Annotated in this window: 10 protein-coding genes; 2 read left to right on the forward strand and 8 right to left on the reverse strand. The window is 67.4% G+C overall.

The window, feature by feature from the left end:
- Positions 1 to 106 precede the first annotated feature (106 nt).
- From HBF26_RS01220 to HBF26_RS01235, 4 genes are all read right to left on the reverse strand, one after another.
- Positions 107 to 3,115: a ligand-binding sensor domain-containing protein gene (locus HBF26_RS01220; protein WP_240151157.1), complete on the reverse strand. Its 3,009-nt coding sequence runs from the start codon at positions 3,113 to 3,115 to the stop codon at positions 107 to 109.
- A gap of 79 nt (positions 3,116 to 3,194) precedes the next feature.
- On the reverse strand, positions 3,195 to 4,742 hold the full coding sequence (locus HBF26_RS01225) for an EAL domain-containing protein (protein ID WP_167122278.1): 1,548 nt from the start codon (positions 4,740 to 4,742) through the stop codon (positions 3,195 to 3,197).
- A gap of 285 nt (positions 4,743 to 5,027) precedes the next feature.
- Positions 5,028 to 7,082 (reverse strand): alpha/beta hydrolase family protein, encoded by a 2,055-nt coding sequence (locus HBF26_RS01230; RefSeq protein WP_167122280.1) that lies wholly within the window; start codon positions 7,080 to 7,082, stop codon positions 5,028 to 5,030.
- Positions 7,083 to 7,158: 76 nt separating this feature from the next.
- On the reverse strand, positions 7,159 to 7,449 hold the full coding sequence (locus tag HBF26_RS01235; RefSeq protein ID WP_167122282.1) for a GNAT family N-acetyltransferase: 291 nt from the start codon (positions 7,447 to 7,449) through the stop codon (positions 7,159 to 7,161).
- A gap of 96 nt (positions 7,450 to 7,545) precedes the next feature.
- Between HBF26_RS01235 and HBF26_RS01240 the strand changes: the two genes are divergently transcribed.
- Positions 7,546 to 8,505, forward strand: coding sequence for a CorA family divalent cation transporter (locus HBF26_RS01240; protein WP_167122284.1), 960 nt, complete (start codon positions 7,546 to 7,548; stop codon positions 8,503 to 8,505).
- 249 nt (positions 8,506 to 8,754) lie between these two features.
- Positions 8,755 to 9,825: a GGDEF domain-containing protein gene (locus HBF26_RS01245; RefSeq protein ID WP_167122286.1), complete on the forward strand. Its 1,071-nt coding sequence runs from the start codon at positions 8,755 to 8,757 to the stop codon at positions 9,823 to 9,825.
- Positions 9,826 to 9,840: 15 nt separating this feature from the next.
- Here HBF26_RS01245 and HBF26_RS01250 read toward each other — a convergent pair whose 3' ends face one another.
- From HBF26_RS01250 to HBF26_RS01265, 4 genes are all read right to left on the reverse strand, one after another.
- Entirely contained in the window at positions 9,841 to 10,464 is a 624-nt protein-coding gene (locus HBF26_RS01250; RefSeq protein WP_167122288.1) for an alpha-ketoglutarate-dependent dioxygenase AlkB, read from the reverse strand.
- A 7-nt stretch (positions 10,465 to 10,471) separates the two neighbouring features.
- The gene (gene sodC, locus HBF26_RS01255) at positions 10,472 to 11,002 is read right to left on the reverse strand and encodes a superoxide dismutase family protein (protein WP_167122290.1); all 531 of its coding nucleotides are present in this window, start codon (positions 11,000 to 11,002) and stop codon (positions 10,472 to 10,474) included.
- 84 nt (positions 11,003 to 11,086) lie between these two features.
- Entirely contained in the window at positions 11,087 to 11,785 is a 699-nt protein-coding gene (locus HBF26_RS01260) for a pseudouridine synthase (RefSeq protein ID WP_167122292.1), read from the reverse strand.
- Positions 11,782 to 12,840, reverse strand: a complete 1,059-nt coding sequence (locus HBF26_RS01265) for a class I SAM-dependent methyltransferase (protein WP_167122294.1) — start codon at positions 12,838 to 12,840, stop codon at positions 11,782 to 11,784. The genes HBF26_RS01260 and HBF26_RS01265 overlap by 4 nt, the downstream gene beginning before the upstream one ends.
- Positions 12,841 to 12,858: the final 18 nt, after the last annotated feature.

Raw genomic sequence — 12,858 nt, forward strand, 5'->3', positions numbered from 1 at the left:
ATCATTCGCCGATCCGGCGGGATTTCCTTGATCCCGATCAATCCGTAGAGGGGATTTTCCCACCGTTCATGCAAGCGACGTTCCGGCGAACGCGCTGGGCGCGTTCCTACAGCCCCGCGATGCGGCTGCGGTTGCGGCCTGCGTTCTTCGCCTCGTACAGCGCGTCGTCCGCGCGGCCGAGGAGCGAATTCAGCGATTCAGGGGCGCGCCACATCGCCACGCCCGCGCTCACCGTGATGCGGATGCGGTAGTCGCCGTGCACGATGACCATCGCGCCCAACGCATGGCGAACGCGCTCGGTGATATCCAGCGCGTGCTCCGCCAGCGCGCCCGGCAGGCAGAGGATGAACTCCTCGCCGCCAAAGCGACCGGCGAGGTCGTCCGCGCGGCACATGGAAGAGATGACCCGCATCGTCTCGCGGATCACGGTGTCGCCCGCCAGGTGTCCGTAGGTGTCGTTCACCACCTTGAAATCGTCGATGTCGATGAGCACCACGCTGAACGGGATGCCGTCGGCCGCGGCCCCCTGGCGCACGCGCTCGGCCTGCTCGAGGAAGCGTCGCCGGTTGAGGGAACCGGTGAGTTCGTCGGTGCCCGCGAGGTGGTCGAGCCTCTCGTTCGCGGCCTTCAGGTCGCGCGTCCGCGCATCGACCTGCGCCTGCAACAGCTCCGCGCGACGGCGCAGGTACAACGTGCGCAGGTAGACCAGCCCGAAGAACAGCGCCACGCCCAGCGCGATGCCCGCAAGGAGGGTCCACGGACTCTCGTACCAGCGCGGCGTGACCACGACGCGAACCGAGGTCTCGACGGTGCGGGCGTCGAGTCCTCGCATGGTGGCGCGCAACCGCAGCGTGTAGGTTCCGCTGGGCAGGTTCGTGTAGATCGCGCTCGGCGGAATGCCCCGCTGCACTTCGTTCCACCCCGCGTCCGTACCGTCCATGCGGTACGCGTAGTGAGTTTCCATCGGTGCGCGAAAATCGAGCAGCGCGAAATCCACCCGGAGGTTCCTGGCCCCCGCGCCGAGGGAAACCTCGCCGCCGTCGCCAGGGATCTCGCGTAGCGGCAGGATCCGCTCGTTCACCGAGACCTGGGTCACGGCGAGCCGCGGCGGAGGCGCCACGGGCGCCACCCAGTAAGGGCGGACCACCGTCAGCCCGCCCAGTCCGCCGAACATCAGTTCGCCACCCGGCGCTTCGGCGGCGGCACGATGGATGTAGCTCGGGATACGCAGCCCGTCGCGAATGCCGAGGTTGGCCACGCGGTGGGTCGCGGTGTCCACCATGGCCACGCCGTTCGCCATGGAGGCCCATACGCGGTCCTCGTGATCGACGAGCAATGCGTTGATCTTCGTGTTCGACAACCCTTCGCGCGCGCCCACCAGCCCGAAACGGAACGGGCCGCGCGGCTTGAACTCGTCGAGGTAGGCGATGCCGCCGAACGTGCCCAGCCAGAGGCGGCCGTGCGAGTCGAAGGCCATGGAGCCCGTGTAATCCTGGGGTAGGCTCGTGGGGTCGGCGGGATCGTGCCGAAGATTCACGAAACCCGGTTGGCCGTCGTAGGCGATGCTGATGCCGCTGATCGTGGCGAACCACCAGGCGCCCGGCATGCGCACGATGTAGCGGACCTGGTCGCCCACGAGGCTGTGCGGGTCGGCTTCGTCGTGGCGCATCTGGGTAAGCGTGCGATGCACCGTGTCGTAACGGAACAGGCCGTCGTACCCACCGATGAGGATGTCGTCGCCATCGCGCTGCATCGACAGGATCAACCGGCCATCGAGGCTCGGAATCACGGAACTCTCGAGCGCGAACGTATCCGGATCGATCCGCGAAATGCCCTGAGCACCGGCCCATATCGAACCGTCGGGAGCGACCACGAAGGCCTGCACGTCGCGCTCCGCCTGTTCGCCGCCGAGCTGGAGGTGCCGCATGCTGCCCTTGGCCAGGTCGAGCACGTCGATCCTGCCCATGCCCAGGCCGAGCCACACGCGGCCGCGTGGATCGACGAAGATGCCATGCACGTTGGCGTTCGAGAGCGTGTGCGACTCCAGCGGCGACGGCAGTACCGAGAACACCTTTCGCCCGTGCGGATCGTAGTGCGCTGCCCCCAGTTCGGTGGCCACCCAGATGTTCCCCGCGGTGTCCTGGAAGATGTCGCGCGTGATGTCGCCGGGAAGCGACGAAGGCATGGCTGCGTCGTGGGCCAGCGACCGCAGCCGTCCGCTGCCGAAGTCGTACGTGACCACGCCTGCGCCGTCGGTGGCCGCCCAGAGCACACCCTGCGGCGTCTCGTGGAAGGCGCGCACGGTGCGTCGGCGGGCCATGCCGTTCTTGCCGGAGAAACCGGGAACGAGGTGCCCCTGTCCCTTCGGCCCGATATAGATCGCGCCCGATTGGCCCGTGCCGATCCAGAGCCGCCCGCGGCTGTCTTCCAGCAGGGCCCACACCTGGTCATGCAGGATCTCGTCCACCTCGGGGTCGCTGGATCGCACCCGCGTGAAGTGACCGCCCGGACGACGGACGAACAGGCCGTTGTCGGCCCCAGCCCAGAGCCTGCCCGCCTTGTCCTCGGCCACGATGAAAGTGCGCGCCATCATGTCCTTCGCGTCGCCTGCAACGGGCGCCACGTGAGTGATCTTCCCGCTGGCGAGGTCGAGGCGATCGACGCCACCCTCAGTCGCGATCCAGTACACGCCGTGCTCACGCGCGGGGGCGATGGCGAAGATCTTGCCATCCGACGTGCCCCCGGGGCCGATCGGGTAGACGTGGAAGCGCATCGTTGAAGGATCGAAGCGCACCAGGCCGCCGGCGTTGGTACCGATGAGCAGCCCGCCATCCTCCAGGGGCGCGAGGGCGCGCACGTAGGAATCGGGCAGCACGGCCCCTGCGTAGGAGTCGGGCTCCTGGCCGAACACCTGCATCCGGTACCCGTCGTACCGTACCAGGCCGCCGAAGGTGCCGATCCAGATCAGGCCACGGGTGTCCTGCACGATCGCCGTGGTGGTCGAATGGGGAAGCCCATCGGCGACGCCGACGGTATCGAACCAGACCGACTCGTACACCGCCCAGGGATCGACCGCCGCCGACGGCGCCGGTTGCGCGCTCGCTGCCAGGGACAACAGCAGGCAGCAAAGCCCGCTTGCAAGGGCGAACAGACGTGCTCGGAAACGCGGGAGACGAGCGGGCCGCGGCTGGCGGTCAGCTCGCATAAGCCATGGTCGGATCGAGGTACCGCACGAAGGCATCGGGGCTCATGGGGCGGGCGAAAAAGTATCCCTGCCCGATGTCGCAGCCAAGGTCCCGCAGCCATTCGGCCTGCGCCTCGGTTTCGACGCCTTCGGCGATCGTGCGCATGTTCAGCTTCTTGGCGAGGCCGACGATGGCCTCGGTGATCTCGCGATCGGCCAGGTTGGAGCTGCTGCCGCGCACGAACGACTGGTCGATCTTGATCGTGCCCACCGGCAGTTCGCGCAGGTGGCTCAAGTTCCAGTACCCGGCACCGAAATCGTCGATCAGCAGGTCGAAACCGTGCGAGCGCAGCTTCACCAGCTGGCGCATGGTTTCTTCGGGCTGGCGCATGGCCGTGGATTCGGTGAGTTCGAAGCGGATGCGGGTGGGATCCACCCCGTACGACCGCACCGCACGGTGCAGCGTGTCGACGAAGGCCGGGCGGCTGAGTTCGTGCATGGACAGGTTGATGGCCACATAGTCCACCACCGTGCCCGCGGCATCCCAGGCCTGCAACTGGTTGAGCACGGCGCGAAGGACATACTCGCCCAGCGCGTGGATGAGACCCGAGCGTTCCGCGATCTCCACGAACACGCCTGGCGGCACGTCGCCCCGGACCGGATGCGGCCAGCGGGCAAGCGCCTCCACCCCGGCCAGCGTGCCGTCGCGCAGGTTGCGCTTGGGCTGATATTCCACGGTGAGCTCGCCCGCCTGCAGGGCCTCGCGCAGTTCCACCGTGAGAGCCAGGCGTTCGCGCGCCCGCTCGAGCATGCCTTCCTCGTAAAAACGGAAGTCCGCCTTGCCGGTTTCCTTCACCGCGTACATCGCGGCATCGGCGTTGCGCAGCAGCGTCTCGGCCACCATGCCGTCCTGCGGCGCCACGGCCACGCCGATGCTCGGGCTGACGGCCACGAACTGGCCCGACACGTTCACGGGCTTGGAAACGAGGTCCAGCACCTTGCGGCAGACACGAACCAGGTTTTCCATGCCGCCGTAAGCCTGCACGATCACCACGAACTCGTCGCCGCCGAAACGCGACACAGTGTCTCTCTCACGCACGCTGCTGCGCAGGGACGAGGCCACGGCACGCAGGAAGGTGTCCCCCGCTTCGTGGCCGAGGGTGTCGTTGATGGACTTGAAGCCGTCCAGATCGATGAACATCACCGCCAGGGCCACATTCGGCGCCCCCAGTGCCTTTTCCAGCTCCCGCATGAGGTAGGCGCGGTTCGGCAGGCCGGTGAGCGTGTCGTGGTAGGCATGGAAGGCCAGGGCCCGGCTGGCCTGTTCGCGTGGGTCTTCCAGCTTCGCGTGGAGGCGCCTGCGCTGGCCGAGCAGCCAGGCAATGACCGTGGCGGCCAGGCCGCAGACCACCACGAGCGCCAGCATCCACCCGAGTCCGGCCCCCACGGTGCTGAACGTGGCGCAGCCGGGTACCTCGCCCGGCCCGAAGACGGACCAGTGCGCGCACTTCGACTCGGCAAGGTGGATGCCGATCTCGACGCTACGATGTGTCAGCACACCAAGCTCCGGCCCGGATTCCGGGACACGTCGCCAGCCGGCATGGACGGCCGCCGGCCCGCGGTTTCAACGAAATGTCCAAGGACGACGCGCATCCCGGGGAAGGATCGGGCGCGATGCCACTTGTCCCTCGGATTATCGGCCACAACCGCCCCCGACTTTAGCCCCTCGCGACGAATCGTCCCGGCGTCTTTCCGCGGAGTGAGACGACCGGCCCTTGGCGCATGATGCTGGCTCGGCGAAAAAACGCAATCCGCCGCTCGGGAAAGCCCGCTGGACGGTCGGTCAATCGCCCTTCCCCGACAGATAACGGTCGAACCAGGAAAGGGCCCGTGCCAGCACGTCGCGGCGGTTGGCCTCGCGCGCGAACCCATGGCCCTCGCCCGGGTAGACCACCAGGGAGGTAGGGACGCCCTGGGCGCGCAGGGCATGCCAGAACTCGAACGACTGCGGCGCGGGGCATTCCGCGTCGCGCTCGCCCACGACGATGAGAGTGGGCGTCTTCACCTGCTTGATGAAGTTGATGGCCGAGCTTTTCGCGTAGACCGCAGGATTGTCGTAGACCGACGCGCCGAAGAACGGCTTCATCCACTGGTCGATGAGGTTCTGGCCGTAGTAGCTCTGCCAGTTGGAGATGCCGGCGCCCGCCACTGCCGCGCGGAAGCGGCCCGTCTGGGTGACGCCGAACATCGTCATGAACCCGCCATAGCTCCAGCCGGTGAGGCCCAGGCGCTTGTCGTCCACCGGGTGGTTTTTTTCGATGACGTCGACGCCCGCAAGCACGTCGCGCATGTCGCCATAGCCGAAATCCTTCCGGTTGGCCTGCACGAAGGCCTCGCCCTGCCCGAAGCTGCCCCGCGGGTTGGGCATGAAGACGAAATACCCCAGCGCCGAAAAGGCCGCGCCGCCATAACCCACCCCCGGCCAGCGCGGCGAAACCATGGCGGCGGGGCCGCCGTGGATCGCGACGATCATGCCGTAGCGCTTCGACGGATCGTAGTTCGCCGGGTACAGCAGCCAGCCCTGGACGTCGTGGCCCTCGTTCGTCCAGGTGATGGACTCGGCCTTGCCCCAGGACGGTTTCAGCCCCGCGTTGAACGAGGTGACCGTCTTGGGCATGGAGCCACCGTCCAGCGTGGCGACCTGCACTTCCGGCGCCTTGTCGAACGAGCTGGCGGCAAAGGCGGCCTTGCCGGCATCGGCGCTCAGCGAGAGCGACAGGGAGAGGCGGCCGTCGCCGATGGTCATCGGAGTCTCGAACAGCATCGCGGCCTTCGAACCGGCTTCCGAGAGGGTGTAGGTGGAGACGCGGCTCATGCCGGCAGCGTGTTCGGCCACCAGGAGGCGGTCGGTGCCCGTCCAGGCAAGCCAGGCCGGCGTGGTGTGGATGCCCGGCGTGACGTCGACGGGCTCGCCGCTCCCGTTGGCGGCAACCGTCCAGATATCGCCGCCGGTCGACCCCTGGTCGCTCATGAGCCCGCCGACGAAGGCGATGCGGGTGCCGTCCGGCGAGAAGCGTGGCACGGCCAGTTGCAGATCTTTCAGCGGGCCGGAAAGCTGCACGGTGTCGACGAGGGCCACCGCCTTCGCGCCGGCGGTGGCCGGCTGCGCGTAGAGCCTAGCCACCCACCAGTTGTTGTCGCCGGGAGGCGGCGCGGCCACGTAAGCGATGCGGTCGCCGTTGGGCGAGAAGGAAAACTCGTAGACGTGCAGTTCGTCCGGGGTCAGGGTGCGCACGGCACCGCCGGCGACATCCACGGTTGCAACCTGCTGCACCTCGTTGCCTTCCACGCCGATCTCGCCCAACTGCGGCTTGGCGGCCGCCGTCGCGCTGGCGCGCCGCGTGGCGTTCGGCACATACAGGAAGCCGATGGCCTTTCCGTCGGGGCGCCATTCCAGGCCCTGCACGTAACCCTTGAGGTGGGTGATGCGCTTCGCTGCGGCCTTGGCCGTCACGTCCACGACGTTGATGTCGTTCTGCTTGCCCTCCTCCACGCCCGGCGCCTTGCCCGCGCAGTCGGAAAGAAAGGCCAGGTGGCGCGAATCCGGAGCCCAGATGGCCTCCGTTTCGCTGCAACCTTTCGTCGCCGTGACCCGGCGCGGGCTGCCGCCGTCGACATCGGCCACCTGCAGCACCTGCTTGCCGTCCGTCTTCACCGTCCAGGCCAGGTGTTTCGCGTCAGGCGAGATGGATACCGAACCGACCGACCGGACCTTGCCCAGGGCTTCGAGGATGTGCGCTATCCGCGGATCTTCGGCTGACTTGGCGGGGGACGTGTCGGCATGGGCGGCGCCCGCGCAGGCGAGCGCGGCGGCCGCGGCGATCCACTTCGTACGCATGGGTGGCCCTGGTCTGTGTGCGAAGCGTGAAACCTAACACGTACGTGAACACCCGTGCACGGCGCCGCTTCGAGGATTACGCGAGCAGGTGTGCGTACTCCGGATTCCGCTTGAACCACGTGGCCGCGTAAGAACATGCGGGGCGGATCTTCCACTTGTTCGCCTCGGCCACCTGCACCGCAAACCGGGTGAGCAGGTTCGCAATGCCACGTCCGCCGACGGGATCCGGCACACCCGTGTGGGTGATGGTCATGACGTCGCCCTGCAAGGTGTAATCCACCTCGCAACGGTAGCCGTCGACCACCGTCGAGAACGCGTGCGCCTTGCTGTCGTGGATGATTTCGAGGGGGGTGGCCTTATCGCTCATGGGGGGGGCTCCGTCGGGACCCCGGAAGCATGCGCGTTTTCCACACAGCACGGAAGCGTAGACTGCCCGCGCACCCACGCCGAGAACGAGCCTCACGTGCTGACCATTCACGAACACGGCCACCAGGGCCAACCCGTCCAGTGGACCAAGGGCATGGGCAAGCCGGCCGCCCCCATCTGGATCGACCTGCTCGATCCCAGCGAAGACGAACGCCGCTGCGCGGCGGAAATTACCGGACTGCGCGTGCCGGAACGTGGCGACATCGTTAGCCTCGCACTGTCCAGCCGCATCCGCACGGACGACGATGCGATGTACCTGTCGATACCCTATTTCGCCGACACCGGCACCAACCACGCGGCCCCCGTGGGGATCGTGGTCACGCACCAGGTGCTCATGACGCTTCGCTTCGAGGCGTCGCCAGCCTTCGAGCTTGCCAGCCAGAGCTGCGAGTCCCATCGGTGGGAATCCAGTGCCGACGCCCTCGCCACGCTGATCGAGGCGATCGTGAACCTCGCCGCCAAGCGCATGGAAGACGTTTCCGCCGACCTGAAGAAACTGTCGGATCGCATCTTCACCCCCGCCCGCCTCGGCACCCCGGCCCTGCGCAACTGCATGCTCGAGGTGGGCCGGCTCGAGGGCGAACAGGCCCGCAACCGCTCGTCCATGCTCGGCGTGCAGCGCATCGTGTCATTCGTTCGCGCGAAGAAACCGGAATGGATGTCCGACGACGTGGAAGTGCGGCTGCGCGTGGTGGATCACGACCTGCGCACGCTCGACGAGTTCGACGACCAGGTCACCAACAAGCTGCAGTTCCTGCTCGATGCCAGCCTCGGCTTCATCAGCACCGACCAGAACCACGTGATGAAGGTGCTGACGGTCACCTCGGTGGCCACCATCCCGCCCGTGATCCTCGCAGGCGTGTGGGGCATGAACTTCAAGCGGATGCCGGAGCTCGACTGGACGTACGGCTACCCCATGGCGATCGCGGCCATCCTGCTCAGCATCCTGTTGCCGGTGCTGTTCTTCAAATGGCGCGGCTGGCTGGAGGGAGACTAGGGGCCTTAGCTCATGTCTTCACTTTTGTGAAGGCCAAGAGTGTGAGCGGATTCACATTTTTTTACATCTTGCCGCTTTAGCCCTAAAGTTACCGGCTTTCCGGCCGACCTACCCTTTGTGGGTCCTCGCCGGATCGCCGGACAGACACACAGGGGCGGCCGCCGTGGCGCGCCCCACTCGGGGGAGGAAGTGGTCGGTGCGATTCAGTAGCCCATATTGCGACGGGTCGGCGGCGTGAAGCCCGCCGCCATGAAAGCTCCGTGGCACGCCCTCCTCGGCACACTGCCGGAGTCCCGGCTGCTCGACTCGGTCGCGGAGTTCACGCACCACCGGGACATCGACGCCCTGGACCACAGCGTGGTGCTCTCGCTCGCCGAACTGGTCCCCGTCACCAGCGTCACGCTGTGCAAGCGGGGCGACACCCCGCAGCACCCGGTCGAATCGATCGTCGTGTGTTCGCGGAACGCCGAAGGCGGCCTCGTCGTCGAAGCGATCGAACCCGACCGCGAAGGCGATCCCATCGACACGATGGTGTGCGCCATGGAAACGCTGGAAGCCATCAGCGACATCACCGAGAACGGCAACAGCCGCCTGGTCATTCCCATCCTGCGCGAGCACGCGGCCATCGGCGCCCTCATGCTGGAAGCCCCGGATTCGCTCTACGAAGTGCGCTCGATGGTGGAGGGCTTCGCCCGCATCTACGGCAATTACAGCGCCCTGCTCAACGAGAGCGAACGCGACAAGCTCACCGGCCTCTACAACCGTCGCAGCTTCGAGCAACGCCTGCAGCGGCTGCTCAAGCTCCAGCGCCAACGGGCACGAGCCGCGTCGCCGGAAGGCGAGGAGCAGCGTCAGTCCCTGGATCACGCCGCCCAGCTGTTCCTGGCGATCCTCGACATCGATCATTTCAAGCGCATCAACGACACCTACGGGCATGTCTACGGCGACGAGGTGATCCTCATGCTCGCCCAGCAGATGCGCGCAAGCTTCCGGCAAGGCGACGTGCTCTTCCGTTTCGGCGGCGAGGAATTCGTGATGCTCATCGAGGCCCGCGACGAGGACGCGGCTCAATCCATTCTCGACCGCTTCCGGCGCTTCGTGGCCGGCCATGCGTATCCCCAGGTGGGGCACGTCACCGTAAGCATCGGCTTCGCGCGTATCACCGAGAACGATTACCCGGAGATCGTGCTCGACCGCGCGGACAAGGCCCTGTATTTCGCCAAACAGAACGGCCGCGACGCCGTTCATGGTTATGAATCGCTGAAGGCCCGCGGCGAACTGGCGTCGTCCGTGGCGCTGGGAAGCATCGACCTCTTCTGATGTTCGGCGCGGGTGCTAGGGCGCCGACCGCTTGCTGATGTAGCGGCGCCCACCCGCCTTGCCACCCGGCCGCACCCGGAAGGCGAGGCTGATGCGTGGACCGACGGCCGAGCGCGTCTTCGGAATGCCGTGGTCGTAGTGGAACTGGGTGGCGTAACTCATCGTGAGCAGGCTGCCCGGCTCCATGTCGATGTCGAACGCGCGTTTCGGCGGCTCCCGTTCGCGCAGGGCCATGCGCCGTGTCGCGCCGAGCGACAAGAGCGCGATGGGCTCGCCTTCCGTCAGCTCCTCGAGATGATCGTTATGCGGTGCCACACTGTCGCGGCCGTCACGATACAGGTTGAGCCCGACCGAGGTGAACCGAACGCCGGTATGCGCGATCACCTCGCGTGCCGCCTCGCCAAGCACCGGCGGCAAGCCGGGCTCGTCCAGCGCGTAGTGCTGCACCAGCCGCGGCACGTCCACTTCGCGACCGTACATCGAGCGCCGCTGCGCCTCCCAGGGAGTGTCGGCCAGCAGGGCGGCGAACCATGCCGCCGCCCTTTCCGGCCCCACCAGGGCCGGCTCGTAGGCGAAGCGCCCGTGCTCGTCGTCGACGATCACGAGCGGCTCCGCACCGAAAAGACCGGCCTGGGACATCGCGTCCTTACTTGACGACGCCGCAGGCGATCCGCGCGCCGCCACCACCCAGTGCTTCGGGCTTGTCGGAATAGTTGTCGCCGCCGGCGTGGATCATGAGGGCGTGGCCCTTGAGGGTGGCGATGGACTTCAGGCGCGGCGCCGTCACCGCCGTGGTATCCGTGCCGTCCGCACCGACCGTGATCTTCGGCAGGTCGCCTTCGTGGCCCGCGGCGGATTCCGGACCTTCATGCTTGCCGGTGTGCGCGGGGTCGTAATGACCGCCCGCAGCCAGCGCGGCGCCCTTCTTGCCGTCCTTCTCGCCAGGATCGCAGCTGGGTTTCTCGTGCAAGTGGAAACCGTGCTCACCCGGAGGCAGCCCCTTGAGGTTCGGGGTGAACACGAGGCCACCCGCGCTTTCGGTCACCGTGATCGTGCCCACGGACGCGCCCGAGCCCGTCGCGCTCACCATGTGCATCGGCACGGTCACGCTCTTGTCGGCGGCCTGCGCGCCGGCGCAGACGAGCAGCCCGGCCATGGCAACGGCAATACGATTCATCGTGCACTCCTTAGGTATTCGAGGAATCCCGATACTGCACCCAGGGTCGTGAAGCGTCCAGCACGAGCCGCCCCGGGCCAGCGGTTACGCGAAAATGCGGGCGGTATCCGCGGCCGTCAACAGTCGCCACTCGCCGCTCGGCAAGCCGTCGAGCGTCAGGCCGCCAAGCGCCACGCGTTCCAGGGTTTCCACGTGGTTGCCCACCGCGGCGAACATCCGGCGAACCTGGTGGTAACGGCCTTCGGTGAGGGTGATACGGACGCGACGCGAATCCAGCACGTCCATGGAGGCCGGTTCCAACGGCGTGGTCTCGCCTTCGAGCATCAGCGTTCCCGCCGCGAACGTGGCGGCCTCGTCGCCGCGCAGATCCGCGGCGAGGGTGGCGTCGTACACCTTGCTGACCGATGCCTTCGGCGAAATGATGCGATGCAAAAGCTGGCCGTCGTCGGTGAACAGGAGAAGGCCGGACGTGTCGCGGTCGAGCCGGCCCACGGTGGAGAGCACTGGGTTACGCAGCGCGAAGCGTGGCGGCAACAGGTCGTAGACGAGGCGGCCGACGTCCTTCCGGGAACAGGTGTAGCCCACCGGTTTGTTGAGCATCAGCAGCATGCCCTGCGGCGGATCGAGCGGCTCGCCGTCGAAGCGCACGTCGGCGTGGTCGACCTTGTCGTCGGCGTAGAGCACCTCGCCGGCGACGTCGGTCACCAGCCCCTCGCGGAACATCGCGGCGACCTGCTTGCGGCTGCCATAACCGAGGTTCGCCAGGAGGCGTACGAGTTTCATCGGCGGGGTTCCCTGGCTTCGACGACCTTGAAGCCGTCGCGCTCGACGACCGTTCGCACGTTCGCGAAACAGGCGTCGAGGGTGGATTCGTAAGCAAGGTGACGGTTCGCCACCATCCAGAAACTGCCGTGCCCGGCCAGCCCGGCGGCGGCCGCCGCGATGAAGGCACGGCCCAGCGACGGGTCGTCGGCGCGTCCCTGATGGAACGGCGGATTGGCCACGACGACGTCGTAGCCGGTATCGATACCGTGGGTGACGTCATGCCAGCGCACGCTCGCGGCCACCGTGCGGCCGGCGCGCGCCATGGCCGCGTCGAGGTTGGTACGGGCGGGTTCGAGCGCGCGCGCTTCCGCTTCGTAGAGATCCACCGCCGTCACGCCGCCACAGCGCGCGAGAAGTTCGCAGGCGAGGTAGCCGAATCCCGCGCCGAGATCCGCCACGCGCCCCGCGAGCGTCGCGGGCAATGCATCGGCAAGGAGGGCCGAAGCGGTATCCACGCGATCCCATGCAAAAAGGCCGCGCCGCGTCGCAAAGCGGCCATCGAGCGTTCGCGTGGGCGCGTCCAGCGCAAGCCATTCGGCAAGCAAGGCATCGTCGGGCGTGCTCCCTGGCGCGGTCCAGAACACGCGGCACTTGTGTTTCGAGAGGCAGGCCACGCCACCGGCGAGGCGTGCCAGGTCGGCCTCCGCGGTCCTGGCGCCCTCGGCGTTCGGGACGCTCGCGACCACGATGCCGTCGCTGCCGGCAAGCGACAGGGCCTGCGCAAAGAGCGCACGTGACTCCTCGCGCTGGCGCGTCGGCAACACCATCACGACGGGGAATCGGCCTTCCGGAACCTCCGGCCGTACCGTGAACCCGGATCGCGCCAGCGCATCGGCCGCCGGCTTGAACGACTGCTGCAGGATCCAGCCGGGACGACGCCGTTCGCGCAGCGCGAACCCGTCGCGCGCACGGAGGACAAGGAGGTCGCCATCCGCGGGGAGCTTCAGTTCGCCCGCGGCGAACGGCACGAAGAGCGCATCGAGGGCGGCATCGGAAGCGGAACCGGCGGACAACGCGAAAGGCCTGTAAGG

The sequence above is a fragment of the Luteibacter jiangsuensis genome (assembly GCF_011742555.1).
Lineage (GTDB): Bacteria > Pseudomonadota > Gammaproteobacteria > Xanthomonadales > Rhodanobacteraceae > Luteibacter > Luteibacter jiangsuensis.

Excerpts from the sequence above, each read along its gene's own strand:
- HBF26_RS01250 (WP_167122288.1), bottom strand. The coding sequence starts at position 10,464 with ATGTCCCAGGCCGGTCTTTTCGGTGCGGAGCCGCTCGTGATCGTCGAC.
- HBF26_RS01260 (WP_167122292.1), bottom strand. The coding sequence starts at position 11,785 with ATGAAACTCGTACGCCTCCTGGCGAACCTCGGTTATGGCAGCCGCAAG.
- HBF26_RS01230 (WP_167122280.1), bottom strand. The coding sequence starts at position 7,082 with ATGCGTACGAAGTGGATCGCCGCGGCCGCCGCGCTCGCCTGCGCGGGC.
- HBF26_RS01235 (WP_167122282.1), bottom strand. The coding sequence starts at position 7,449 with ATGAGCGATAAGGCCACCCCCCTCGAAATCATCCACGACAGCAAGGCG.
- HBF26_RS01245 (WP_167122286.1), top strand. The coding sequence starts at position 8,755 with ATGAAAGCTCCGTGGCACGCCCTCCTCGGCACACTGCCGGAGTCCCGG.
- sodC (WP_167122290.1), bottom strand. The coding sequence starts at position 11,002 with ATGAATCGTATTGCCGTTGCCATGGCCGGGCTGCTCGTCTGCGCCGGC.